The sequence below is a fragment of the Streptomyces sp. NPDC016459 genome (assembly GCF_040632845.1).
In the GTDB taxonomy this organism is placed as follows: domain Bacteria; phylum Actinomycetota; class Actinomycetes; order Streptomycetales; family Streptomycetaceae; genus Streptomyces.
On record NZ_JBEYCR010000009.1, the window covers coordinates 152,649 to 178,486 of the forward strand.

Consider the following 25,838-nt stretch of genomic DNA (forward strand, 5'->3'; position numbering starts at 1 on the left):
GTTCATGCCGAACCAGTCCCGTCCCAAGGTCAAGAAGTCGCGTGCCCTCGGCATCGCGCTGACCCCCAAGGCTGTCAAGTACTTCGAGGCCCGCCCCTACCCGCCGGGCGAGCACGGCCGTGGCCGCAAGCAGAACTCGGACTACAAGGTCCGTCTGCTCGAGAAGCAGCGTCTGCGCGCCCAGTACGACATCAGCGAGCGCCAGATGGCCCGCGCCTACGACCGCGCCAAGAAGGCCGAGGGCAAGACGGGCGAGGCGCTGGTCGTCGAGCTCGAGCGCCGCCTCGACGCCCTGGTCCTGCGTTCGGGCATCGCCCGCACCATCTACCAGGCCCGCCAGATGGTCGTCCACGGCCACATCCAGGTCAACGGTGGCAAGGTCGACAAGCCGTCGTTCCGCGTCCGTCCCGACGACGTCGTGATGGTCCGCGAGCGCAGCCGCACCAAGCCGCTGTTCGAGATGGCGCGCGAGGGTGGCTTCGCCGCCGACGGCGAGACCCCGCGCTACCTGCAGGTCAACCTGAAGGCCCTGGCCTTCCGCCTCGACCGCGACCCGAACCGCAAGGAAATCCCGGTCATCTGCGACGAGCAGCTGGTCGTCGAGTACTACGCCCGCTGACCCAGGCGTACTACCGCGGTTCCCGGCCCGCCGCTTCCCCGCCCTTTCCGGTGGGGGAGTCGGCGGGCTTCCGCGTTCCCGGGACCGACGACGACCCCGCCGTACGGAAGGGGCGCGGGGCGGACGACCCCCCGGCGCCGGCGAGGGCCGGGCCGCGGCCGAACGCCAGCGCGCGCTCCACCGCCTCCGCCGCCGACAGGGCCTGGCCCGCACGGAACGCGGCGCCGTACGCCTCCGCCCCCAGCGCCTCCTCCGCCCGCTGCGCGCACAGCGACCTCGGCCCGTCGAACGCCTCCGAGCCGAAGAGCCGGACACCCACCGTGTCCCACACCGGCACCGTCGCCCCCTGGAGGACCGCCGCCTCCACCGGGTCGCCCTCGCTCACCGCCACCAGGGCCAGCACCTCGATCGCGAGGACGAGCCCGACCAGGTCACGGAAGGTGTGGTTGATCAGGACGCACTCGGTCAACAGCTCCCTGGCCTCCCCGTACGCGCCCCTGCTCCACGCCGCATACGCCAGCACGTACAGCGCGTACGCCCGGGTCCACAGCTCGCCCCGCTCCTCGCAGATCTCCCGGACCTCCCGGCAGAGGACGGCCGCCCCCTCCAGGTCGCCCCGGAAGGCCCGCGCCATCGCCACCTCGACCTGCCCCATCAGCACGTTGCTGTTCAGCTCGCCGAGTTCGCGGTACGCGAGGAGCGCCCGCCCGATCAGCTCCTCGGCCCGCGGCATGTCGTCCGTGAGCAGCGCGAGACAGCCCATCCGGTGCGTCGCGTACGCCTCCGCCAGCGGGTTCCGCGAGGACCGCGCCCGCTCCCCGCACTCGTGCAGCGCCGCCACCGCCGCCGTACCGTCCCCCTGCAGCACCGCCACGTACCCGAGGACCCACAGCGCCTTCAGCCGCGCCTCCTCGTGCCCGGACTCCAGCGCCAGCGCACGCCCAAGCCAGTGCCGGCCCTCCGAGAGACGCCCGCAGCCCACCCACGCGAACCAGAGCGTGCCCGCCAGGTGCTGGGCGAGATGCGCGTCCTCGGGGAGTTCGAGACACAGCTCCAGGGCCGCCCGCAGATGCGGCAGCGCCGCCTCCGTGAGGGCCGCCACCTCCGGCTGGCGCGGGCTGAACCACTCCAGCTCGCACCAGGTGGCCAGGCCCATGTACCAGTCACGGTGCCGCCGCCGCATCCGCTCCGTGTCGTGGAGCGCCGCCAGCCACTCCGCCCCGTACGCGGCGACCGTGTCGAGCATCCGGTAGGAGGGACCGAGGGGAGTGTCCTCCCGGGTGAGCAGCGACTGCGCGAGCAGTCCGCCGAGCAGATTCAGGATCCGCTCCGGCGGCAGCTCCCGGCCCCCGCACACGTACTCCACGGCCTCCAGGTCGAAGGGGCCGGGGAACACCGAGAGCCGCGCCCAGAGGAGCCGTTCCTCCGGGGTGCACAGCTCGTGGCTCCAGCCGATGGCCGTGCGCAGCGTCTGATGGCGGGGGAGCGCCCCCCGCGCGCCGTCCGTGAGCAGCCGGAAGCGGTCGTCGAGGCGCAGCAGCATCTGTCCGGCGGAGAGGAGGGGGAGCCGCCCGGCCGCCAGTTCCAGGGCGAGCGGGATCCCGTCGAGGCGTCGGCACAGCTCGTGAGCGGCGTCCTCGTCGGCCGGCGGAGTCGGCGCGCCCGCCTCCGCCGCCCGTTCCGCGAGCAGGGTCACCGCGTCCGCCTCGTCCAGCGGCGCCAGCGGGAACACGGTCTCGCCCGCCACGCGCAGGGGCCGGCGGCCGACCGCGAGGACGGTGAGCCCGGGGGCGTGCGCGAGGATCTCCCGTACCAGCGGGGCGCAGTGCTCCACGAGGTGCTCGAAACCGTCGACGACGAGGAGCAGTCGCCGCTCCGCGAGATGGTCGAGGAGGATCTCGCGCGGGGCCCTCGGGGTGTGGTCGGTCAGGCCGAGCGCCTCGGCCAGGGCGTACTCGATGAGTCCGGGGTCCCGGAGGGCCGCGAGCTCGGCCAGCCGTACCCCGTCGCTGTAGCGTTTCTGCGCGGCCGTGGCAGCGCGCAGCGCGAGCCGGGTCTTGCCGACCCCGCCCACACCCACGACCGTGACGAGGCGGGACTCTTCGAGGAGCGCCGTCAGTGCGGCCTGCTCTGCGGACCGGCCGACGAACCGGTTCAGCTCCGCCGGGAGATTGCTGCGTCGCATGGGACACGGAGCGTACTCACCGGGACGCTCTCCGTACAATCGGTTCCCGCAACTCCCCTCCCACGGGCGGTAATGCGGTACGGCGGGAGAGCCCGGGCGCGATAGGGTCGTGGAACGACTTTTCGCAAAGGCCCGACGACAGCAGAGAGCGGTGCAGAGTGACCGGTGGAGAGGTTGCCGGGATTCTGGTGGCCGTCTTCTGGGCGATCCTGGTCTCCTTCCTCGCCGTGGTGCTGGTGAGGTTGGCGCAGACGCTCAGGGCGACCACCAGGCTGGTGGCGGACGTGACCGAGCAGGCCGTGCCCCTGCTCGCGGACGCCTCCGCGACGGTGCGCTCCGCGCGGACCCAGCTCGACCGGGTCGACGCCATCGCCTCGGACGTCCAGGAGGTCACCTCCAACGCCTCCGCGCTCTCCTCCACCGTCGCCACCGCCTTCGGCGGCCCGCTCGTCAAGGTGGCCGCCTTCGGCTACGGCGTGCGCAAGGCGCTCGGCCGGAGCGGGGACGGCGAGGACGTGCCGCGCGCCCGCTCGCGCCGTACTGTGATCGTCGGCCGTACCGTGCCGTCCTCCCGACGCCGGAAGCAGAAGGGCTGAGCCGCGATGTTCCGCCGTACGTTCTGGTTCACGGCCGGCGCAGCCGCCGGCGTGTGGGCCACCACCAAGGTCAACCGGAAGCTCAAGCAGCTGACCCCCGAGAGCCTCGCGGCCCAGGCGGCGAACAAGGCGATCGAGACCGGCCACCGCCTCAGGGACTTCGCCCTCGACGTGAGGGCCGGCATGGTCCAGCGCGAGGCCGAGCTGGGCGAGGCGCTCGGCCTGGACGCAGCCGTCGACCAGGACCACGAGCTTCCGCCACCCCGTCGCAGGGCCGCGCTCGATCCCACCGCGCGCCCGACCACGACGCGTTCCATCCCCACGATCTCGTACAACCGGAATGAGGACCACTGATGGAGTCGGCTGAAATCCGCCGCCGCTGGCTGAGCTTCTTCGAGGAGCGCGGGCACACCGTCGTCCCTTCGGCGTCGCTCATCGCGGACGACCCGACTCTGCTGCTCGTCCCCGCCGGCATGGTGCCCTTCAAGCCCTACTTCCTGGGCGAGGTCAAGCCGCCCTTCTCGCGCGCCTCCAGCGTGCAGAAGTGCGTGCGCACGCCGGACATCGAAGAGGTCGGCAAGACCACCCGCCACGGCACGTTCTTCCAGATGTGCGGCAACTTCTCCTTCGGCGACTACTTCAAGGAAGGCGCCATCAAGCTCGCCTGGGAGCTGCTGACCTCCTCGGTGGAGCACGGCGGCTACGGGCTGGAGCCGGAGAAGCTCTGGATCACGGTCTACCAGGAGGACGACGAGGCCGAGCAGATCTGGCGCGACGTCGTCGGCGTCCCCGCCGAGCGCATCCAGCGCCTCGGCAAGAAGGACAACTACTGGTCGATGGGCGTCCCCGGCCCCTGTGGCCCGTGCTCCGAGATCAACTACGACCGCGGCCCCGACTTCGGTGTCGAGGGCGGCCCGGCCGTCAACGACGAGCGGTACGTCGAGATCTGGAACCTCGTCTTCATGCAGTACGAGCGCGGTGAGGGCTCCGGCAAGGACGACTTCCCGATCCTCGGCGAGCTGCCGTCGAAGAACATCGACACGGGCCTCGGTCTCGAGCGCCTGGCGATGATCCTCCAGGGCGTCCAGAACATGTACGAGACGGACACCCTCAAGGTCGTCATCGACAAGGCCACCGAGCTCACCGGCGTCGACTACGGCACGTCCCACGAGAGCGACGTCTCGCTCCGCGTGGTCGCCGACCACATGCGCACCTCCGTGATGCTCATCGGCGACGGCGTCACCCCCGGCAACGAGGGCCGCGGCTACGTGCTGCGCCGCATCATGCGCCGCGCCGTCCGCAACATGCGTCTGCTCGGCGCCACCGGTCCGGTCGTCCAGGAACTCGTGGACACCGTGATCAACACGATGGGCGAGCAGTACCCGGAGCTCGTCACCGACCGCAGGCGCGTCGAGACCGTCGCCCTCGCCGAAGAGGCCGCCTTCCTGAAGGCCCTCAAGGGCGGCACCAACATCCTCGACACCGCCGTCACCGAGACCAAGGCCGCCGGCGGCACGATCCTCTCCGGCGACAAGGCGTTCCTGCTCCACGACACCTGGGGCTTCCCGATCGACCTCACCCTGGAGATGGCCTCCGAACAGGGCCTCTCGGTGGACGAGGACGGCTTCCGCCGCCTGATGAAGGAGCAGCGGGAGCGCGCCAAGGCCGACGCCAAGGCCAAGAAGACCGGGCACGCCGACATGACCGCGTACCGGGAGATCGCCGACGGAAACGGCGCCACCGAGTTCACCGGCTACACCAACACCGAGGGCGAGAGCACCGTCGTCGGTCTCCTCGTCAACGGCGTCCCCTCGCCTGCCGCCTCCGAGGGCGACGAGGTCGAGGTCGTCCTCGACCGCACCCCCTTCTACGCCGAGGGCGGCGGCCAGATCGCCGACCAGGGCCGGATCAGGCTGCACAGCGGCGCGGTCATCGACATCCGTGACGTCCAGCAGCCGGTCCCCGGTGTGTCCGTGCACAAGGGTTCCGTGCAGGTCGGCGAGGTGACCGTGGGCGCCACGGCCTACGCCGCCATCGACGTGCGCCGCCGCCGGGCCATCGCCCGCGCCCACTCGGCCACCCACCTCACCCACCAGGCGCTGCGCGACGCCCTCGGTCCGACGGCCGCCCAGGCCGGCTCCGAGAACCAGCCCGGTCGCTTCCGCTTCGACTTCGGTTCGCCGAACGCCGTGCCGGGCGCGGTCCTCACCGACGTCGAGCAGAAGATCAACGAGGTCCTCTCGCGCGAGCTGGAGGTCCACGCCGAGGTCATGCCGATCGACGAGGCCAAGCGTCAGGGCGCCATCGCCGAGTTCGGTGAGAAGTACGGCGAGAAGGTCCGGGTCGTCACCATCGGCGACTTCTCCAAGGAGCTGTGCGGCGGTACGCACGTCCACAACACCGCCCAGCTGGGTCTGGTGAAGCTGCTCGGCGAGTCCTCCATCGGCTCCGGCGTGCGCCGTATCGAGGCCCTCGTCGGTGTCGACGCGTACAACTTCCTGGCCAGGGAGCACACGGTCGTCGCCCAGCTCCAGGAGCTGGTCAAGGGGCGTCCGGAGGAGCTGCCGGAGAAGATCTCCACCATGCTCGGCAAGCTGAAGGACGCCGAGAAGGAGATCGAGAAGTTCCGTGCGGAGAAGGTCCTCCAGGCCGCCGCCGGCCTCGTCGACTCCGCCCAGGACATCCGCGGCGTCGCCGTCGTCACCGGGCAGGTCCCGGACGGCACCGGCGCCGACGACCTGCGCAGGCTGGTCCTCGACGTGCGGGGCCGCATCTCGGGCGGCCGCCCGGCCGTCGTCGCCCTGTTCACCACGGTCAACGGCAAGCCGCTCACGGTCATCGCCACCAACGAGGCCGCCCGCGAGCGCGGCCTCAAGGCCGGTGAGCTGGTCCGTACCGCCGCCAAGACCCTCGGTGGCGGTGGCGGCGGCAAGCCGGACGTCGCCCAGGGCGGCGGCCAGAACCCGGGCGCCGTCGGCGAGGCCATCGCCGCCGTCGAGCGCCTCGTGACGGAGACGGCGTGACGATGCGCCGCGGCCGCCGCATCGCGGTGGACGTCGGGGACGCCCGGATCGGGGTCGCCTCGTGCGACCCCGACGGGGTCCTCGCCACCCCGGTGGAGACCGTGCCGGGACGTGACGTCCCGGCCGCCCACCGGCGGCTCCGCCAGATCGTCGAGGAGTACGAGCCGATCGAGGTCATCGTGGGTCTGCCCCGCTCGCTCAGCGGGCGGGAGGGCCCGGCCGCGACCAAGGTCCGTGCCTTCGCCGGGGAGATGGCGCGCGGGATCGCGCCCGTACCCGTCCGCCTCGTGGACGAGCGGATGACGACCGTGACGGCCACGCAGGGCCTGCGGGCCTCGGGAGTGAAGGCGAAGAAGGGGCGGTCCGTCATCGACCAGGCCGCCGCTGTGATCATCCTGCAGAACGCTCTTGAGTCCGAACGGGTATCAGGTAATCCGCCCGGCGAGGGCGTCGAAGTGGTCATCTGATCGCGATACGGTAACGTTCCGCGCGATGCGGCGGTGTTCGAACAGCTGCCGCACTACGTAGAGGCGGATCGTCCGGAAGCCTCGCGGCTGTTTGGGGATCGATGACTGAGTATGGCCGGAGCCCCGGCTCCGAACCGTGGCACCCCGGGGACCCGCTCTACGGGGACCAGGGGTGGGAGGGCCAGCAGCAGTACCCGGATCCGCAGCAGGCGAGCCAGTACGGGCACGGCGGACAGGGCTACGAGGACCCGTACGGCCAGGGTGGTCAGGGTACTCAGGGCGGCCAGGGATACGAGGGTGACCCGTACCAGCAGCAGCATGCGCAGCAGTACGAGCAGCAGCCGCAGGGGTACGTGGACCCGCAGTACCAGCAGCCGGCGCAGGCTCACCAGTACCAGCAGTCGTATGAGCAGCAGCAGTACGGGGCGGAGTACCAGGGCGGTTACGACACGCCCGGGCACCTCGGACAGCAGTACGACGGCAGCTGGGAGAGCGGCCAGGCGGCGATGGCCTACGGCTCGCCTCCGGCCGATCCGTACGGCGGCCAGAACCCCGACCTCTACGGCACCCCCGAGGCGTACCCGCCGCCCCAGCCCCCCGGCCACCGGCAGAACCCGCCGGAGCCGGTGATCGACTGGGCCCCGGAGGAGGAGTCCCGGCCTGAGCCGGAGGAGGAGAAGCACCCCTTCTTCACGGGTGAGGACGACCCGGACGACGACTACGACGACGAGCCGGCCCCCGGCCGGGGCTCGCGCGGCGGCGACCGCGACCGCCGCAGCAAGGCGAAGAAGCGCAACGGCAAGAACGGCGTGGCCTGCCTGGTCGTCGCCCTCGTCCTGGCCGGCGGCGTCGGCGGCGTCGGCTACTTCGGCTACCAGTTCTGGCAGGGCCAGTTCGGGGAGGCGCCCGACTACGCGGGCGGCGGCACCGGCGAGATCCAGGTCGAGATCCCGCGTGGGGCGCTCGGTTACGACATCGGCAACATCCTGAAGAAGGCCGGCGTCGTGAAGAGCGTCGACGCGTTCGTCGCCGCGCAGTCCCAGAACCCCAAGGGCAGGACGATCCAGGCGGGCGTCTACACGCTGAAGAAGGAGATGTCGGCGGACAGCGCCGTCGCGCTGATGCTCAATCCGGCGAGCCAGGCCAACTTCGTCATCCCCGAGGGCAAGCGCAACACCTGGGTGTACGACACCCTCGACAAGCGCCTCGACCTCAAGCCGGGCACCACCAAGGAGATCGCCCGCGCGAAGGCGGACTCCCTGGGCCTGCCGGACTGGGCCAAGAACCACAAGGACGTCAAGGACCCGCTGGAAGGATTCCTCTTCCCGGCGAGCTACCCGGTCGCCAAGAACAGCAAGCCGGAGGACGCACTCCGCAAGATGGTCTCCCGCGCGAACCAGGAGTACGGGAAGCTCGACCTGGACGCGAAGGCGCAGGAGCTGGGCGTCAAGGGCCCGTGGGAACTCGTCACGGTCGCGAGCCTGGTGCAGGCGGAGGGCAAGACGCACGACGACTTCCGCAAGATGTCCGAGGTCGTCTACAACCGTCTCCAGCCCGACAACCGGGAGACGTACCAGCTGCTCCAGTTCGACTCGACCCTCAACTACCTGAAGGGTCAGAGCGAGATCAAGATCTCCGAGAAGGAGACCCGCACCAACACCGACCCGTACAACACGTACAAGCACAAGGGACTACCGCCGGGGCCGATCGGCAACCCGGGCAACGAGGCGCTGGCCGCCATGCTCAGCCCCACGAGCGACGGCTGGATCTACTTCGTGGCCACGGACGGCATGAACAAGACCGAGTTCGCCAAGACGCATGCCGACTTCCTCAAGCTGAAGGACAAGTTCAATGCCAGCACGAACCAGTGAGACGGGCCGCCGCGCGGCCGTCCTCGGTTCGCCGATCGCCCACTCGCTCTCCCCGGTCCTGCACCGGGCCGCGTACGCCGAGCTGGGCCTCGACGGCTGGTCGTACGACCGGTTCGAGGTCGACGAGGCCGGGCTGTCCGGCTTCGTGGGCGAGCTGGACGACAGCTGGGCGGGCCTCTCGCTGACCATGCCTCTCAAGCGGGCGATCATCCCGTTGCTCGACGAGATCAGCGACACGGCCGCGTCGGTGGAGGCCGTCAACACCGTCGTCCTTGGCGAGGACGGCCGGCGGGTCGGCGACAACACCGACATCCCCGGCATGATCGCCGCCCTGCGCGAGCGGAACGTCGAGAAGGTGGAGTCGGCGGCGATCCTCGGCGCCGGCGCCACCGCCTCCTCCGCGCTCGCCGCGATCGCCCGGATCTGCGCCGGGCCCGTGACCGCGTACGTACGGAGTGAGGCGCGGGCCGAGGAGATGCGCGGCTGGGGCGAGCGGCTCGGCGTGGACGTCCGGACCGCCGACTGGGACGACGCGGCGGAGGCGTTCGCCGCGCCGCTGGTCGTCGCGACCACCCCCGCGGGGACGACGAACGCGCTGGCGACCGCCGTCCCCGACAGCGTCGGCACCCTCTTCGACGTCCTCTACGACCCCTGGCCGACGGCGCTCGCCGCCGCCTGGTCCGACCGCGGCGGCAAGGTCGTCGGCGGCCTCGACCTCCTCGTCCACCAGGCCGTCCTCCAGGTCGAGCAGATGACGGGCGCGCCGCGGGCGCCGCTCGCGGCCATGCGGGCGGCGGGGGAGCGGGCACTGAGCGCCCGGTAGGCTCGGAGCGGCGCCGGGGGACCGCCGGAGCCGCAGGGGGAAGTACGGGGGACATGGGCGGGGAACTGGTGCTGGCGTCCAAGTGGGACGCCGCTTTCGACGTGGTGCGCTTTCTGTACGTGGGGTTCTTCAGCGACCTGCCGGCCTGGGCGAGGTACACCGTCCTCGGCCTCTTCGGCTCGACCGTGGCGTACGGCTTCCTCTCCTGGCTGCGGAAACGCTCCTCCACCGCCCCGGCGGACGAGGAGACCGGCCAGGAGGACGAGACCCGCGTCCGATAGCTGGACCGGCGACCAAGTGGTCGCCCCGGACGTGGGAGGATCGGGAGTGGCGGGCCAGGGCCGCGCACCCGGCCGCGTCGTCGCAGTGCCCAGGCGCGAGCATGAGGAGCATCGTTGAGCAGGTTGCGTTGGCTGACCGCTGGGGAATCCCACGGACCCGCGCTGGTCGCGACGCTGGAGGGTCTTCCCGCCGGTGTCCCGGTCACCACTGAGCTGGTGGCGGACCACCTCGCGCGGCGGCGTCTCGGCTATGGGCGCGGCGCCCGGATGAAGTTCGAGCAGGACGAGATCACCTTCCTCGGTGGCGTCCGGCACGGGCTCTCCCTCGGCTCCCCGGTCGCCGTCATGATCGGCAACACCGAGTGGCCCAAGTGGGAGAAGGTCATGTCGGCCGACCCGGTCGACCCCGCCGAGCTCAAGGAGACGGGCCGCAACGCCCCCCTGACCCGGCCCCGGCCCGGCCACGCCGACCTCGCCGGCATGCAGAAGTACGGCTTCGACGAGGCCCGGCCGATCCTGGAGCGCGCCAGCGCCCGGGAGACCGCGGCCAGGGTCGCCCTCGGCGCCGTCGCCCGCTCCTTCCTCAAGGAGGCCGCGGGCATCGAGATCGTCTCGCACGTCGTCGAGCTGGCCGCCGCCAAGGCGCCGTACGGCGTCCACCCGACCCCCGCCGACGTCGAGAAGCTCGACGCCGACCCGGTCCGCTGTCTCGACGCCGACGCGTCGAAGGCGATGGTCGCCGAGATCGACCAGGCCCACAAGGACGGCGACACCCTCGGCGGTGTCGTCGAGGTCCTCGCCTACGGCGTGCCCGTCGGCCTCGGCTCGCACGTGCACTGGGACCGGCGCCTCGACGCCCGCCTCGCCGCCGCCCTCATGGGCATCCAGGCCATCAAGGGCGTCGAGGTCGGCGACGGCTTCGACCTCGCCCGCGTGCCCGGCTCCCAGGCCCACGACGAGATCGTGAGGACCGAGGACGGCCTCAGGCGCACCACCGGCCGCTCCGGCGGCACCGAGGGCGGTCTGACCACCGGTGAACTGCTGCGCGTCCGCGCCGCGATGAAGCCCATCGCGACCGTCCCGCGCGCCCTCGCCACCGTCGACGTCGTCACCGGCGAGGCCACCCAGGCCCACCACCAGCGCTCCGACGTGTGCGCCGTCCCCGCCGCCGGCATCGTCGCCGAGGCCATGGTCGCCCTGGTCCTCGCGGACGCCGTCGTCGAGAAGTTCGGCGGCGACAGTGTCCCGGAGACCCGCCGCAACGTGCGGTCGTACCTCGACAACCTCCGCATCCGGTGACCGCCGGTCCCCTGGTCGTCCTCGTCGGGCCCATGGGCTCCGGCAAGTCCACGGTGGGCGCGCTCCTGGCCGAACGGCTCGGCGCGCCCTACCGGGACACCGACGCCGACATCGTCGCCGCCGAGGGACGCGAGATCTCCGACATCTTCGTCGAGGACGGCGAGGACCACTTCCGCGCCCTGGAACGGGACGCGGTCGCCGCGGCCCTCACCGGGCACGAGGGCGTCCTCGCCCTCGGCGGCGGCGCGGTCCTCGACGCCGGAACCCGCGCCCTGCTCGCCGGGCTGCCGGTCGCGTACCTCTCGATGGACGTCGACGAGGCCGTCCGGCGCGTCGGCCTCAACACCGCGCGGCCGCTGCTCGCCGTCAACCCGCGCCGCCAGTGGCGCGAGCTGATGGAGGCACGCCGTCACCTGTACACCGAAGTCGCGCGGGCCGTCGTCGCCACCGACGACCGCACCCCGGAAGAGGTCGCGGACGCGGTCCTCGCGGCACTGGATCTGAAGAAGGACGCATGACGACGGACCAGGCAGTGACCCGTATCCAGGTCGCGGGCAGCGCGGGCACGGATCCGTACGAGGTGCTGGTCGGCCGGCAGCTGCTCGGTGAGCTCCCGGGACTGATCGGCACCCAGGCCAAGCGGGTCGCCGTGATCCACCCTGAGGCGCTCGCCGACACGGGTGAGGCCCTCCGCGCCGACCTCGCCGACCAGGGGTACGAGGCGGTCGCCATCCAGGTGCCGAACGCCGAGGAGGCCAAGACCGTCGAGGTCGCCGCCTACTGCTGGAAGGCGCTCGGCCAGACCGGCTTCACCCGCAGCGACGTCGTCGTGGGCGTCGGCGGCGGCGCCACCACCGACCTGGCCGGCTTCGTGGCCGCGACCTGGCTGCGGGGCGTGCGCTGGATCGCCGTACCGACCACCGTCCTCGCCATGGTCGACGCGGCCGTCGGCGGCAAGACGGGCATCAACACCGCCGAGGGCAAGAACCTCGTCGGTGCCTTCCACCCGCCCGCCGGCGTCCTCTGCGACCTGGCGGCCCTGGACTCGCTGCCGGTGCACGACTACGTCAGCGGTCTCGCGGAGATCATCAAGGCCGGGTTCATCGTCGACCCGGTCATCCTCGACCTCATCGAGGAGGACCCGGAGGCCGCCCGCACCCCGACCGGGCCGCACACCGCCGAGCTGCTCGTCCGCTCGATCAGGGTGAAGGCGGAGGTCGTCTCCGGCGACCTCAAGGAGTCCGGCCGCCGCGAGATCCTCAACTACGGCCACACCCTCGCCCACGCCATCGAGAAGAACGAGCGGTACAAGTGGCGCCACGGCGCCGCCGTCTCCGTCGGCATGGTCTTCGCCGCCGAACTCGGCCGGCTCGCCGGGCGGCTCGACGACGCGACCGCCGACCGGCACCGCGCGATCCTGGAGTCCGTCGGCCTCCCGCTCACCTACCGCGGCGACCAGTGGCCCAAGCTCCTGGAGACCATGCGGGTGGACAAGAAGTCCCGCGGCGACCTGTTGCGCTTCATCGTGCTCGACGGGATCGGCAGGCCCACCGTCCTGGAGGGTCCCGACCCGGCCGTCCTGATCGCGGCGTACGGCGAGGTGTCCGCGTGAGCGAGCCCCGTGCGGTCCTGGTGCTCAACGGCCCCAACCTGGGCCGGCTCGGCTCGCGCGAGCCCGACATCTACGGCGCCACGTCGTACAAGGGACTCGTCGACTCCTGCCGCACCCTCGGCGCGGAGCTCGGCTTCGACGTCGAGGTGCGGGAGACGAACGACGAGGGCGAGATGATCCGCTGGCTCCACGAGGCGGCGGACACCTCGACGCCGGTCGTCATCAACCCCGGGGCGTTCACGCACTACTCGTACGGGATGAGGGACGCCGCCGCCCAGCGGACCGCCCCGCTGATCGAGGTCCACATCTCGAACCCGTACGCCCGGGAGGAGTTCCGGCACACCTCGGTCGTCGCGGCCGTGGCGACCGGTACGGTCGCCGGGTTCGGGATCGGTTCCTACCGGCTCGCCCTGAGGGCGCTCGCCGAGGAACTGTCCGGCTGACAGGGCACCAGGGGGCGTCCCCGGCCGTTCCCCTCGTGGGGGCCGGGGGCGGTAACGTTCCGGCGCACCGGATACATCAGGCGTACGAGACGGAGTGGCACCGGATGCAGCACGCAGTGGGGGGTCCGCTGCCACCCCCCGAGCAATCGGGCCAGGCGCCGAGCCAGGGCCACGCCCAGGCTCACGCCCAGGGCCCCGCCCTTGGTCAGGGCCCTGGCCAGGGCCCCGGTCTCGGACAGAGCCCCGGTCCCGGCCTCGGACAGGGCCTCGGTCATGGTCCCGGCCAGGGTCCCGGCCTCGGTCATGGTCCCGGCCCCGGACAAGGACCCCACCCCGGTCCCGGGCAGGGCCCTGGTGCCGGTCCCGCCCCTGCTCAGGGCCCCGGTCCCGGCCCCAGCCAGGGTCCCGGCCCCGGTCCCGGCCCCAGCCAGGGTCCCGGCCCCGGCCCTGCTCAGGGACCCAACCCCGGACCCGGCCTGTCTCCCGCCTCAAGGGCGGAGGGCGGGGCCGTCGGCGCGCGTCCGCTCGTGCCTCCGCCGCCGTCCGGCGCCCCGCACCAGAGCCCGACGGCCGGGCCGCGGCTCGGTGTGCACCCGGCCGTGCAGGCCGGGGCCCCCAGGCCCCCGCACGCGGCGCCGTCACCGCCCCCCGCGCAGCCGGGAGCGCCCGGCTGGGCCGCGGCGCCCGGAGCCGTACCGCCGCACTCCGGCGCGTCGCAGTACCCCGTCGGGGGCCCCCACCGTGCGGACCCCACCGGCCACGTGCCGCTGCCGCCCGTGAGCGCGCCGCTCGCGCCCCCCGGCGAGCACGGCGTCGGTACGGGCGCGGCGACCCTCGCCGTCCTGCTCATCGGTCCCGCAGGGGCGGGCAAGACGACCGTCGCCCGGCACTGGGCGCAGCGCCGCCGCGTGCCCACCGCGCACATCAGCCTCGACGACGTCCGCGAGTGGGTCTGCTCCGGTTTCGCCGACCCGCAGACCGGGTGGAACGAGCACTCCGAGGCGCAGTACCGGCTCGCCCGCCGCACCTGCGGCTTCGCCGCGCGCAACTTCCTCGCCAACGGGATCTCCTGCATCGTCGACGACGCCGTCTTCCCCGACCGGCCCGTGGTGGGCCTCGGGGGCTGGAAGCGCCACGTCGGCCCCGGCCTGCTCCCGGTCGTGCTCCTGCCCGGCCTGGAGGTCGTCCTGGAGCGCAACGCCGAGCGCAGCGGGAACCGGCGCCTCTCGGACGAGGAGGTCGCCGCCATCCACGGCCGGATGGCCGGCTGGTACGGCTCGGGCCTGCCGATCATCGACAACTCCACGTACGACGTCGAGACCACCGCCCGCGTCCTCGACGACGTGCTGGCCCGCGCGATCGCCAGCCCGCCCACCTGGTGAGCCTCGGCCGACCGGGCGTCGCTGCCCGGTCGGCCGTGCTGAACAGGCCACCGCGGCCCGCTGCTCGTACGCTCGGAGCATGTCAGAGGTGTATGCGGACCGCCGTGTACGGCTGCGCGATCGGTGCGCGGCCGCGGGCAGCCCGGCGGCCCTGGTCTCCCGCCCCGCCAACGTCCGCTACCTGGCGGGCGGTTCGCCTCCCGGCGCCGTCCTCCTCGTCGGACCGGAGCCCGACGCGGACGTCCTGCTCTGCTCCGTGGCCCCCGGTGGCGAGCCGGCCGACGGACGGCTCGACGAACTGCTCCGCCGACAGGTCCTGCCCACCGGCGGCGGGGATCCGGCCGTCGCCGCCGTCGGCCACGCCCTCCGGTCAGGCGCCGACGCGCTCGCCGTCGAGGAGCACGACCTGACGGTGGCCCGGTACCGGGCCATGGGCTCCGTCTCGCCCGGATTGCGTCTCACCGACCTCGCCTGCGCCGTCGAGCAGCTCAGGATCGTCAAGGACGAGGACGAGATCGCCTGCCTCCGGATCGCCGCCGAGATCGCCGACCAGGCCCTCGGTGAGCTGCTCGAGTCGATCCTGGTGGGCCGGACCGAACGCCATCTCGCCCTGGAGCTGGAGCGGCGGCTGGTCGACCACGGTGCCGACGGCGCCGCATTCCCCACCTCGGTGGCGACCGGCCCGCACTCCGGACGGCGCGGGCACCGGCCGACCGACCGCCGGGTCGAGGAGGGTGATTTCCTCTCCGTCTGCCTCGGGGCCGACTACCGCGGCTACCGGTGCGAGATCGGCCGTACCTTCGTCATCGGTACGACGCCCGCGGACTGGCAGATCGAGCTGTACGAGCTCGTCTTCGCCGCTCAGCGGGCCGGACGGGAGTCGCTCGTACCGGGTGCCGGGTACCGGGACGTGGACCGGGCGGCCCGTCAGATCCTGGACGCGGCGGGGCACGCGGAGGCCGCCGTACCCCTCACCGGGCACGGTGTGGGGCTCGAAATCGACGAGGACCCGCAGCTCTCACCCTCGGCCATGGGTAAACTGGACGCTTGTGTGCCGGTCACCGTCGAACCGGGGGTCCACCTCCCGGGCCGGGGCGGGGTCCGGATCGATGACACGCTCGTCGTACGCCAGGAGGCGGACGGCGGACCCGAGCTACTCACCATCACGACCAAGGAGCTGCTCGCGCTGTAAGGCGCGTACGCCTCCACGGTCCCACGTCAGTCCAGGAGATTCCGCAACCGTGGCTTCCACGAACGACCTCAAGAACGGCATGGTGCTCAAGCTCGAAGGCGGCCAGCTCTGGTCCGTCGTCGAGTTCCAGCACGTCAAGCCCGGCAAGGGCCCGGCCTTCGTGCGCACCAAGCTCAAGAACGTGCTGTCCGGCAAGGTCGTCGACAAGACCTTCAACGCCGGTGTGAAGGTCGAGACGGCCACCATCGACCGCCGCGACATGCAGTTCTCCTACATGGACGGCGACTACTTCGTCTTCATGGACATGGAGACCTACGACCAGCTCATGGTCGAGCGCAAGGCCGTCGGCGACGCCGCCAACTTCCTGATCGAGGGCTTCACCGCCTCCGTCGCCCAGCACGAGGGCTCGGTGCTCTACGTCGAGCTCCCCGCCGCCGTCGTGCTGACGATCGAGCACACCGACCCGGGCGTCCAGGGCGACCGCTCCACCGGCGGCACCAAGCCCGCCAAGCTGGAGACCGGCCACGAGATCCAGGTCCCGCTCTTCATCACCACCGGTGAGAAGGTCAAGGTCGACACCCGCACCAGCGACTACCTCGGCCGGGTGAACGACTAACCGTGGCCGCTCGGAGCAAGGCCCGCAAGCGCGCCTTCCAGATCCTCTTCGAGGCCGACCAGCGTGACGCCTCCGTCCAGGAGGTCCTGGCGGACCAGGTCCGGCACGCGCGGTCGGACGACCGCCAGCCGCCGGTGAGCGACTTCACCATGCAACTGGTCGAGGGGTACGCGGCACACGTGGCGCGGATCGACGAGCTCATCGCGACCTACGCGGTGGACTGGGACCTCGACCGGATGCCCGTCGCCGACCGGAACATCGTGCGCCTCGGCGCCTACGAGCTGATCTGGGAGGACGGGACGCCGGACGCGGTGGCGATCGACGAGGCGGTGCAGCTCGCCAAGGAGTTCTCCACGGACGAGTCCCCTACCTTCGTCAACGGTCTGCTGGCGCGCTTCAAGGACTTGAAGCCGCGTCTGCGCCGGGACACCGACGCCTGAGTCGTCCGGGCCGGTGGACGTCACCGGCGGTCGAAGGGGCCCGCAGCACTCGTGCTGCGGGCCCCTTCGGTCTGCCGGGTGCTGTGCCCCCCTCGGCTTCCGTCGGATGCCGGATGCCGGATGCCGGATGCCGGATGCCGGATGCCGGATGGTGGGCGCCGGTGGGCACGAAAAGCGCCGGGCTCCTGGACGTCAGCTGACGTCCAGGAGCCCGGCGTTACGTTTCTTCTCTGCCCTCGTAAGGGGTCAGTTCTCCTCGTGGGCGACCGCGCGGCGTGCGTCCGCGTCGAGCACGCCCCAGCTGATCAGCTGCTCGGTGAGGACCGAGGGGGACTGGTCGTAGATGACGGCGAGGGTGCGGAGGTCGTCCTGACGGATCGACAGCACCTTGCCGTTGTAGTCGCCGCGCTGCGACTGGATCGTCGCCGCGTAGCGCTGGAGCGGGCCGGCCTTCTCCTGCGGGACGTGCGCCAGCCGCTCCAGGTCCAGGACCAGCTTCGGCGGCGGCTCGGCGGCCCCGCCCGGGGTCGTGCCCGGCAGGAGCTCCTGCACCGGCACCCCGTAGAAGTCGGCCAGCTCGGCAAGACGCTGCACGGTCACCGCGCGGTCGCCGCGCTCGTACGATCCCACCACGACGGCCTTCCAGCGGCCCTGGGACTTCTCCTCCACCCCGTGGAGGGAGAGACCCTGCTGGGTGCGGATGGCCCGGAGCTTGGCCCCGAGCTGCTTTGCGTATTCGCTGGACATAACGCTCCCGGACGCTGTGACGACATGCGGCTGCGCCGCGCGGCTGGTAACTCACTGTGAGGTTACGCAGCGTTACACCTACCCGTCAAGCCGAAAGGTCCGTACCGCCCCCTCGCGGGGGACGGCGCCCGGAACGGCGACGGGGGTGCGCGCACGGCGTCCGTCCGTCCCTGGTAACGTTGACGTCGCAAATCCGACGTCCTTTAAGAGCCGTCCCGTGAGGCGGAGAAGGAGGTCCGTTTCTTCATGGACACCCAGCAGCAGTACGGCGACGACGCGCGGCCCGTTCTCGAGGCCCCCGACATCGCGCGGGTCCTGACCCGCATCGCCCACGAGATCGTCGAGCGCGCCAAGGGCGCCGACGACGTGGTCCTCCTCGGCATTCCCACCCGCGGTGTCTTCCTCGCCCGCCGACTCGCCGAGAAGCTCGAATCGATCACCGGCGCCAAGATCCCGGTCGGGTCCCTCGACATCACCATGTACCGGGACGACCTGCGGATGAAGCCGGCGCGCGCCATCGGCCGCACCGAGATCCCCGGTGACGGCATCGACGGCCGCCTCGTCGTCCTCGTCGACGACGTGCTCTTCTCCGGCCGCACCATCCGCGCCGCCCTCGACGCCCTCGGCGACATCGGCCGCCCCCGTGCGGTCCAGCTCGCCGTCCTCGTCGACCGCGGCCACCGAGAGCTTCCGATCCGCGCCGACTACGTCGGCAAGAACCTCCCCACGTCGCTGCGGGAGACGGTCAAGGTCCAGCTCGCCGAGGAGGACGGTCGCGACACCGTCCTGCTCGGTGCCAGGCCCTCCGCCTAGCCGGACCGGCTTTCCCCCCCGCGGGGCCGGGGCACACCCCTGCGCCCCCGCACGCCCTCACACCTCCCCACGACGGAGAGACACCCCGATGATGCGTCACCTCATCTCGGCCGCCGACCTCACCCGCGACGACGCCGTCCTGATCCTCGACACCGCCGAAGAGATGGCCCGGGTGGCCGACCGGCCCATCAGGAAGCTGCCGACGCTGCGCGGCCGGACCATCTGCAACCTCTTCTTCGAGGACTCCACCCGGACCCGGATCTCCTTCGAGGCCGCCGAGAAGCGCCTCTCCGCCGACGTGATCAACTTCACGGCCAAGGGCTCCAGCGTCTCCAAGGGCGAGTCCCTCAAGGACACCGCGCAGACCCTGGAGGCCATGGGCGTCGACGCGGTCGTCATCCGGCACAGCGCCTCCGGCGCCCCGTATCGCCTCGCCACCTCCGGCTGGATCGACGCCCCCGTCGTCAACGCGGGCGACGGAACCCACCAGCACCCCACCCAGGCCCTTCTGGACGCCTTCACCATGCGCCGCCGCCTGGTCGGCAGGGACGCCGGACTGGGCCAGGACCTGGCCGGCAAGCGGATCACGCTCGTCGGCGACGTCCTGCACAGCCGGGTCGCCCGCTCCAACGTCGACCTGCTGCACACCCTCGGCGCCGAGGTCACCCTGGTGGCCCCGCCCACCCTGGTCCCCGTCGGCGTCGAGACCTGGCCCTGCGAGATCTCGTACGACCTCGACCGCGTGCTGCCGAAATCCGACGCGGTCATGATGCTGCGTGTGCAGCGAGAGCGGATGAACGCCGCCTTCTTCCCGACCGAGCGCGAGTACTCGCGGCGGTACGGGCTCGACGGCGACCGGATGGCGAGGATGCCCGAGCACGCCATCGTCATGCACCCCGGCCCCATGGTCCGCGGCATGGAGATCACCGCCGAGGTCGCCGACTCCGACCGCTGCACGGTCGTCGAGCAGGTCGCCAACGGCGTCTCCATCCGGATGGCGGTCCTCTACCTGCTCCTGGGCGGCAACGACTCCGCCACCCCCACCCCCCGCACCGAGGAGAACAAGTAACCATGAGCAAGATCCTTATCCGCGGTGCGAAGGTGCTGGGCGGCGAGGTCCAGGACGTCCTGATCGACGGCGAGATCATCGCCGGGACCGGGACGGACCTCTCCGCCGAGGGCGCCACCGTGATCGAGGCCCGGGGCCAGATCCTGCTGCCCGGCCTCGTCGACCTCCACACCCATCTGCGCGAGCCCGGCCGCGAGGACTCCGAGACCGTCCTCACGGGCACCCGCGCAGCCGCCTCCGGCGGCTACACCGCCGTCTTCGCCATGGCCAACACCCACCCGGTCGCCGACACCGCCGGCGTCGTCGAGCAGGTCTACCGCCTCGGCAAGGAGTCCGGCTACTGCGACGTGCAGCCCATCGGCGCCGTCACCGTCGGCCTCGAAGGCAAGAAGCTCGCCGAACTCGGCGCCATGCACGACTCCGCCGCCGGCGTCACCGTCTTCTCCGACGACGGCAAGTGCGTCGACGACGCCGTGATCATGCGCCGCGCCCTGGAGTACGTGAAGGCCTTCGGCGGCGTCATCGCCCAGCACGCCCAGGAGCCCCGCCTCACCGAGGGCGCCCAGATGAACGAGGGCATCGTCTCCGCCCAGCTCGGCCTCGGCGGCTGGCCGGCCGTCGCCGAGGAGTCGATCATCGCCCGCGACGTCCTCCTCGCCGAGCACGTCGGCTCCCGCGTCCACATCTGCCACCTCTCCACCGCCGGCTCCGTCGAGATCGTCCGCTGGGCCAAGTCCCGCGGCATCGACGTCACCGCCGAGGTCACCCCGCACCACCTCCTCCTCACGGACGAGCTGGTCCGCTCGTACAACCCGGTCTACAAGGTGAACCCGCCGCTGCGCACCGAGAAGGACGTCCTCGCGCTGCGCGAGGCGCTGGCCGACGGCACGATCGACATCGTCGCCACCGACCACGCCCCCCACCCGCACGAGGACAAGGACTGCGAGTGGGCCGCGGCCGCCATGGGCATGGTGGGCCTGGAGACCGCGCTCTCCGTCGTCCAGCAGACGATGGTGGAGACCGGACTGCTCGACTGGGCCGGCGTCGCCGACCGCATGTCCTTCGCGCCCGCCCGCATCGGAGGGGCCAAGGGCCACGGACGACCCGTCTCGGCAGGTGAGCCCGCGAACCTGACGCTGGTCGATCCGGCTTACCGTGGAGTCGTGGACCCCGCGGACTTCGCCTCCCGCAGCCGCAACACCCCCTACGAGGGCCGTGAGCTGCCGGGACGCGTCACCCACACCATCCTGCGGGGCCGGGCAACGGTCGTGGACGGGAAGCTGGCGTGACACCACTCATCGCAATCGCCGCAGAGGCTGCCGAGCAGAAGTCGGCGGAGGTGACCGACTGGGCCGGACGGCTCGGCTGGGTCGCCGGACTGCTGCTCTTCATCGCCTTCGTGTACTGGCTGATGCGCCAGGGCTGGAAATGGCGCGGCAGCCTCCAGTCGGACCTCCCCGAGCTCCCCACCGCGCCTCCGACGGCCGGTGCGGCGAAGCTGACCCTCAGCGGGCGCTACCACGGGTCCACGACCGCCGGGCAGTGGCTCGACCGGATCGTCGCCCACGGTCTCGGCACCCGCAGCCGCGTCGAGCTCACGCTCACCGACGCCGGGCTCGCGGTCGTACGGCCCGGGGCGAACGACTTCTTCGTCCCGGCCGAGGCCCTGCGCCAGGCGCGCCTCGACAAGGGCATCGCCGGCAAGGTCCTCGCCGAGGGCGGCCTGCTGGTCGTCACCTGGGCGCACGGCGACACCCTGCTCGACTCCGGCTTCCGCTCCGACCGGGCGGCCGAGCACACCGCCTGGGTCGACGCCATCAACTCCATGAACCCCGCAACCACGACGGAAGGCATCGCACGATGACGACCTCCACCAGGGGGACCGCCAAGATCCCCGCCGTACTCGTCCTGGAGGACGGCCGCACCTTCAGCGGCCGCGCCTACGGGGCCGTGGGGGAGACCTTCGGCGAGGCCGTGTTCTCCACCGGCATGTCCGGCTACCAGGAGACCCTCACCGACCCGTCGTACCACCGGCAGGTCGTGGTCATGACCTCCCCGCACGTCGGCAACACCGGTGTCAACGACGAGGACCCCGAGTCCGGCCGCATCTGGGTCTCCGGCTACGTCGTCCGCGACCCCGCCCGCGTCTCCTCCAACTGGCGCGCCACCCGCACCCTCGACGAGGAGCTGGAGCGCCAGGGCGTCGTCGGCATCTCCGGCATCGACACCCGCGCCCTCACCCGCCACCTGCGCGAGCGCGGCGCCATGCGCGTCGGCATCTTCTCCGGCGACACGGTGGCCGACGCGGCCACCCTGCTCGCCAGGGTCCAGGCGCAGCCGCAGATGAAGGGCGCGAACCTCGCCGCCGAGGTCGCCACCAAGGAGGCGTACGTCGTCCCCGCGATCGGCGAGAAGAGGTTCACCGTCGCCGCCGTCGACCTCGGCATCAAGGGCATGACCCCGCAGCGGATGGCCGAGCGCGGCATCGAGGTCCACGTCCTGCCCGCCACCGCCACCGCCGAGGACATCTACGCGGTGAACCCGGACGGCGTGTTCTTCTCCAACGGTCCCGGCGACCCCGCCACCGCCGACGGCCCCGTCGCCGTCATGCGGGCCGTCCTGGAGCGCGGGACGCCGCTCTTCGGCATCTGCTTCGGCAACCAGATCCTCGGCCGCGCCCTCGGCTTCGGCACCTACAAGCTGAAGTACGGCCACCGGGGCATCAACCAGCCGGTCCAGGACCGTACGACCGGGAAGGTCGAGATCACCGCGCACAACCACGGCTTCGCCGTCGACGCGCCCCTCGACAAGGTCTCCGACACGCCCTACGGGCGCGCCGAGGTCTCCCACGTCTGCCTGAACGACCAGGTCGTCGAAGGCCTCCAGCTGCTCGACCAGCCGGCCTTCTCCGTCCAGTACCACCCCGAGGCGGCCGCGGGCCCGCACGACGCCGCGTACCTCTTCGACCGCTTCACGTCTTTGATGGAAACCGCCCAGATGGAGGCCGAGCGTGCCTAAGCGCACCGATATCCAGTCCGTCCTGGTCATCGGCTCCGGCCCGATCGTCATCGGACAGGCCGCCGAGTTCGACTACTCCGGCACCCAGGCCTGCCGCGTCCTCAAGGCCGAGGGCCTGCGGGTGATCCTGGTCAACTCCAACCCGGCCACGATCATGACCGACCCGGAGATCGCCGACGCCACCTACGTCGAGCCGATCACCCCCGAGTTCGTCGAGAAGATCATCGCCAAGGAGCGCCCCGACGCCCTCCTGCCCACCCTCGGCGGTCAGACCGCGCTCAACACCGCGATCTCCATGCACGAGCAGGGCGTCCTGGAGAAGTACGGCGTCGAGCTCATCGGCGCCAACGTCGAGGCCATCAACAAGGGCGAGGACCGCGACCTCTTCAAGGGCGTCGTCGAGGCCGTCAAGGCCAAGATCGGTTACGGCGAGTCCGCCCGCTCGGTCATCTGCCACTCCATGGACGACGTCATCAAGGGCGTCGACACCCTCGGCGGCTACCCCGTCGTCGTCCGCCCCTCCTTCACCATGGGCGGCGCCGGCTCCGGCTTCGCCCACGACGAGGAGGAGCTGCGCCGCATCGCCGGCCAGGGCCTGACGCTCTCCCCGACCACCGAGGTGCTCCTGGAGGAGTCCATCCTCGGCTGGAAGGAGTACGAGCTGGAGCTGATGCGCGACAAGAACGACAACGTCGTGGTCGTCTGCTCCATCGAGAACTTCGACCCCATGGGCGTCCACACCGGTGACTCGATCACCGTCGCCCCCTCGATGACCCTCACCGACCGCGAGTACCAGCGGCTGCGTGACATCGGCATCGCGATCATCCGCGAGGTCGGCGTCGACACCGGCGGCTGCAACATCCAGTTCGCGGTCAACCCGGACGACGGCCGGATCATCGTCATCGAGATGAACCCGCGCGTCTCCCGCTCCTCGGCGCTCGCCTCCAAGGCGACCGGCTTCCCGATCGCCAAGATCGCGGCCCGTCTCGCGGTCGGCTACACGCTGGACGAGATCCCGAACGACATCACGGAGAAGACGCCGGCGTCCTTCGAGCCGACGCTCGACTACGTCGTCGTCAAGGCCCCGCGCTTCGCCTTCGAGAAGTTCCCCTCCGCCGACTCCACGCTGACCACGACCATGAAGTCGGTCGGCGAGGCCATGGCGATCGGCCGCAACTTCACCGAGGCGCTCCAGAAGGCCCTGCGCTCCCTGGAGAAGAAGGGCTCGCAGTTCACCTTCGTCGGCGAGCCCGGCGACAAGGCCCTCCTCCTGGAGCAGGCCGTCCGCCCGACCGACGGCCGCATCAACACCGTCATGCAGGCCATCCGGGCCGGTGCCACCCCGCAGGAGGTCTTCGACGCCACGAAGATCGACCCGTGGTTCGTCGACCAGCTCTTCCTGATCAAGGAGATCGCCGACGAGCTGGCCGCCGCCGAGAAGCTCCACCCGGAGATCCTGGCCGAGGCCAAGCGGCACGGCTTCTCCGACGCCCAGATCGGCGAGATCCGCGGCCTGCGCGAGGACGTCGTCCGTGAGGTCCGGCACGCCCTCGGCGTCCGCCCGGTCTACAAGACGGTCGACACCTGCGCCGCCGAGTTCGCCGCCAAGACCCCGTACTTCTACTCGTCCTACGACGAGGAGAGCGAGGTCGCCCCGCGCGAGAAGCCCGCGGTGATCATCCTGGGCTCCGGTCCGAACCGCATCGGCCAGGGCATCGAGTTCGACTACTCCTGCGTCCACGCCTCCTTCGCGCTGAGCGACGCCGGCTACGAGACCGTGATGGTCAACTGCAACCCGGAGACCGTCTCCACGGACTACGACACCTCCGACCGCCTGTACTTCGAGCCGCTGACGCTCGAGGACGTCCTGGAGATCGTCCACGCCGAGACGCTGGCCGGCCCCGTCGCCGGTGTCGTCGTCCAGCTCGGCGGCCAGACCCCGCTGGGCCTCTCGCAGGCGCTCAAGGACAACGGCGTGACGGTCGTCGGCACCTCCCCCGAGGCCATCCACGCCGCCGAGGACCGCGGCGCCTTCGGCCGGGTCCTCGCCGAGGCCGGCCTTCCCGCCCCCAAGCACGGCACCGCGACCACCTTCGCCGGCGCCAAGGCCATCGCCGACGAGATCGGCTACCCCGTCCTCGTACGCCCCTCGTACGTGCTCGGCGGCCGCGGCATGGAGATCGTGTACGACGAGGCCCGCCTGGAGTCGTACATCGCGGAGTCCACGGAGATCAGCCCCACCCGGCCGGTCCTGGTCGACCGCTTCCTCGACGACGCCATCGAGATCGACGTCGACGCGCTCTACGACGGCAAGGAGCTGTACCTCGGCGGCGTCATGGAGCACATCGAGGAAGCCGGCATCCATTCCGGCGACTCGGCCTGCGCCCTGCCCCCGATCACTCTCGGCGGCTTCGACATCAAGCGCCTGCGCGCCTCCACCGAGGCCATCGCCAAGGGCGTCGGCGTACGCGGCCTGATCAACATCCAGTTCGCCATGGCCGGTGACATCCTCTACGTCCTGGAGGCCAACCCGCGCGCCTCCCGGACCGTCCCCTTCACCTCGAAGGCGACCGCCGTCCCGCTCGCGAAGGCCGCCGCCCGCATCTCGCTCGGCGCCACCGTCGCCGAGCTGCGCGCCGAGGGCCTGCTGCCGAAGACCGGCGACGGCGGCACCCTGCCGCTCGACGCGCCGATCTCCGTCAAGGAGGCCGTGATGCCGTGGTCGCGCTTCCGCGACGTCCACGGCCGCGGTGTCGACACCGTCCTCGGCCCGGAGATGCGCTCCACCGGCGAGGTCATGGGCATCGACGCGGTCTTCGGCACGGCCTACGCCAAGTCGCAGGCCGGCGCCTACGGCCCGCTGCCCACCAAGGGCCGCGCGTTCATCTCGGTCGCCAACCGCGACAAGCGCTCGATGATCTTCCCGGCCCGCGAGCTCGTCGCCCACGGCTTCGAGCTGCTCGCCACCTCCGGCACCGCCGAGGTCCTCAAGCGCAACGGCCTCAACGCCACGGTCGTGCGCAAGCTGAGCGAGGGCGAGGGCCCGAACGGCGAGAAGACGATCGTCCAGCTCATCCACGACGGCCAGGTCGACCTGATCGTCAACACCCCGTACGGCACCGGCGGCCGCCTCGACGGCTACGAGATCCGTACGGCGGCGGTGGCGCGCAGCGTCCCCTGCCTCACCACGGTCCAGGCGCTCGCCGCGGCCGTCCAGGGCATCGACGCGCTCAACCGGGGCGACGTCGGCGTCCGCTCGCTCCAGGAGCACGCGGAGCACCTGACCGCGGCCCGCGACTAGCAGCCCGTACGACGAGGGGGACACCGGCAGGACCTGCGGTG

The 25,838-nt window shown here is 71.6% G+C and carries 24 protein-coding genes; 22 read left to right on the forward strand and 2 right to left on the reverse strand.

Annotated elements, in window-relative coordinates; all coding sequences use genetic code 11:
- Positions 1-4: 4 nt before the first annotated feature.
- The gene (gene rpsD / locus ABZ567_RS22390; protein ID WP_015032311.1) at positions 5-619 is read left to right on the forward strand and encodes a 30S ribosomal protein S4; all 615 of its coding nucleotides are present in this window, start codon (positions 5-7) and stop codon (positions 617-619) included.
- Positions 620-629: 10 nt separating this feature from the next.
- On the opposite strand, the gene ABZ567_RS22395 is transcribed toward rpsD, so the two are convergent.
- Positions 630-2,804 carry an AAA family ATPase gene (locus ABZ567_RS22395; RefSeq protein ID WP_360792614.1) on the reverse strand — a complete coding sequence of 725 codons (2,175 nt, stop codon included), beginning with the start codon at positions 2,802-2,804 and terminating at the stop codon, positions 630-632.
- A gap of 158 nt (positions 2,805-2,962) precedes the next feature.
- Between ABZ567_RS22395 and ABZ567_RS22400 the strand changes: the two genes are divergently transcribed.
- The 15 genes from ABZ567_RS22400 to nusB all read left to right on the forward strand — a co-directional run bounded on the left by ABZ567_RS22400 (position 2,963) and on the right by nusB (position 16,849).
- Positions 2,963-3,400 carry a DUF948 domain-containing protein gene (locus tag ABZ567_RS22400; RefSeq protein WP_360792616.1) on the forward strand — a complete coding sequence of 146 codons (438 nt, stop codon included), beginning with the start codon at positions 2,963-2,965 and terminating at the stop codon, positions 3,398-3,400.
- Positions 3,401-3,406: 6 nt separating this feature from the next.
- On the forward strand, positions 3,407-3,754 hold the full coding sequence (locus ABZ567_RS22405) for a DUF6167 family protein (protein ID WP_360792618.1): 348 nt from the start codon (positions 3,407-3,409) through the stop codon (positions 3,752-3,754).
- A complete protein-coding gene (gene alaS / locus ABZ567_RS22410) occupies positions 3,754-6,423 on the forward strand; it encodes an alanine--tRNA ligase (protein ID WP_360792620.1) in 2,670 nt (889 codons plus the stop codon). Before ABZ567_RS22405 ends, alaS begins: the two co-directional genes overlap by 1 nt.
- Before the next feature lie 2 nt (positions 6,424-6,425).
- Complete coding sequence (gene ruvX, locus ABZ567_RS22415; RefSeq protein WP_360792809.1) at positions 6,426-6,890, forward strand: Holliday junction resolvase RuvX; 465 nt, start codon at positions 6,426-6,428, stop codon at positions 6,888-6,890.
- A gap of 101 nt (positions 6,891-6,991) precedes the next feature.
- Complete coding sequence (gene mltG / locus ABZ567_RS22420; RefSeq protein WP_360792622.1) at positions 6,992-8,761, forward strand: endolytic transglycosylase MltG; 1,770 nt, start codon at positions 6,992-6,994, stop codon at positions 8,759-8,761.
- Positions 8,742-9,584: a shikimate dehydrogenase gene (locus ABZ567_RS22425; protein ID WP_360792624.1), complete on the forward strand. Its 843-nt coding sequence runs from the start codon at positions 8,742-8,744 to the stop codon at positions 9,582-9,584. Before mltG ends, ABZ567_RS22425 begins: the two co-directional genes overlap by 20 nt.
- A gap of 53 nt (positions 9,585-9,637) precedes the next feature.
- A complete protein-coding gene (locus ABZ567_RS22430) occupies positions 9,638-9,865 on the forward strand; it encodes a hypothetical protein (protein ID WP_360792626.1) in 228 nt (75 codons plus the stop codon).
- Positions 9,866-9,979: 114 nt separating this feature from the next.
- A complete protein-coding gene (gene aroC, locus ABZ567_RS22435; RefSeq protein WP_360792628.1) occupies positions 9,980-11,164 on the forward strand; it encodes a chorismate synthase in 1,185 nt (394 codons plus the stop codon).
- Positions 11,161-11,682: a shikimate kinase gene (locus ABZ567_RS22440; RefSeq protein WP_360792630.1), complete on the forward strand. Its 522-nt coding sequence runs from the start codon at positions 11,161-11,163 to the stop codon at positions 11,680-11,682. The genes aroC and ABZ567_RS22440 overlap by 4 nt, the downstream gene beginning before the upstream one ends.
- Entirely contained in the window at positions 11,679-12,776 is a 1,098-nt protein-coding gene (gene aroB / locus ABZ567_RS22445) for a 3-dehydroquinate synthase (RefSeq protein WP_360792632.1), read from the forward strand. Before ABZ567_RS22440 ends, aroB begins: the two co-directional genes overlap by 4 nt.
- A complete protein-coding gene (aroQ, locus tag ABZ567_RS22450) occupies positions 12,773-13,219 on the forward strand; it encodes a type II 3-dehydroquinate dehydratase (RefSeq protein WP_360792634.1) in 447 nt (148 codons plus the stop codon). Before aroB ends, aroQ begins: the two co-directional genes overlap by 4 nt.
- A 476-nt stretch (positions 13,220-13,695) precedes the next feature.
- A complete protein-coding gene (locus ABZ567_RS22455; RefSeq protein ID WP_360792811.1) occupies positions 13,696-14,601 on the forward strand; it encodes an AAA family ATPase in 906 nt (301 codons plus the stop codon).
- Positions 14,602-14,680: 79 nt separating this feature from the next.
- On the forward strand, positions 14,681-15,793 hold the full coding sequence (locus ABZ567_RS22460) for an aminopeptidase P family protein (protein ID WP_360792636.1): 1,113 nt from the start codon (positions 14,681-14,683) through the stop codon (positions 15,791-15,793).
- 49 nt (positions 15,794-15,842) lie between these two features.
- Positions 15,843-16,409, forward strand: a complete 567-nt coding sequence (efp, locus tag ABZ567_RS22465; protein ID WP_073818654.1) for an elongation factor P — start codon at positions 15,843-15,845, stop codon at positions 16,407-16,409.
- Between the two features lie 2 nt (positions 16,410-16,411).
- Positions 16,412-16,849 carry a transcription antitermination factor NusB gene (gene nusB, locus ABZ567_RS22470; RefSeq protein WP_360792638.1) on the forward strand — a complete coding sequence of 146 codons (438 nt, stop codon included), beginning with the start codon at positions 16,412-16,414 and terminating at the stop codon, positions 16,847-16,849.
- 246 nt (positions 16,850-17,095) lie between these two features.
- Here nusB and bldD read toward each other — a convergent pair whose 3' ends face one another.
- Complete coding sequence (gene bldD, locus ABZ567_RS22475) at positions 17,096-17,596, reverse strand: transcriptional regulator BldD (RefSeq protein WP_015032294.1); 501 nt, start codon at positions 17,594-17,596, stop codon at positions 17,096-17,098.
- A gap of 246 nt (positions 17,597-17,842) precedes the next feature.
- On the opposite strand from bldD, the gene pyrR reads away from it, so the two are divergent.
- From pyrR to carB, 6 genes are all read left to right on the forward strand, one after another.
- Positions 17,843-18,409, forward strand: coding sequence for a bifunctional pyr operon transcriptional regulator/uracil phosphoribosyltransferase PyrR (gene pyrR / locus ABZ567_RS22480; protein WP_360792640.1), 567 nt, complete (start codon positions 17,843-17,845; stop codon positions 18,407-18,409).
- Positions 18,410-18,497: 88 nt separating this feature from the next.
- Positions 18,498-19,478, forward strand: a complete 981-nt coding sequence (locus ABZ567_RS22485; protein ID WP_360792642.1) for an aspartate carbamoyltransferase catalytic subunit — start codon at positions 18,498-18,500, stop codon at positions 19,476-19,478.
- Between the two features lie 2 nt (positions 19,479-19,480).
- A complete protein-coding gene (locus ABZ567_RS22490; RefSeq protein ID WP_360792644.1) occupies positions 19,481-20,767 on the forward strand; it encodes a dihydroorotase in 1,287 nt (428 codons plus the stop codon).
- Positions 20,764-21,342 (forward strand): hypothetical protein, encoded by a 579-nt coding sequence (locus ABZ567_RS22495; RefSeq protein ID WP_360792646.1) that lies wholly within the window; start codon positions 20,764-20,766, stop codon positions 21,340-21,342. Before ABZ567_RS22490 ends, ABZ567_RS22495 begins: the two co-directional genes overlap by 4 nt.
- Positions 21,339-22,496: a glutamine-hydrolyzing carbamoyl-phosphate synthase small subunit gene (gene carA, locus ABZ567_RS22500; RefSeq protein ID WP_360792648.1), complete on the forward strand. Its 1,158-nt coding sequence runs from the start codon at positions 21,339-21,341 to the stop codon at positions 22,494-22,496. Before ABZ567_RS22495 ends, carA begins: the two co-directional genes overlap by 4 nt.
- The gene (gene carB, locus ABZ567_RS22505; RefSeq protein ID WP_360792650.1) at positions 22,489-25,797 is read left to right on the forward strand and encodes a carbamoyl-phosphate synthase large subunit; all 3,309 of its coding nucleotides are present in this window, start codon (positions 22,489-22,491) and stop codon (positions 25,795-25,797) included. The genes carA and carB overlap by 8 nt, the downstream gene beginning before the upstream one ends.
- The last annotated feature ends 41 nt before the right edge of the window (positions 25,798-25,838 follow it).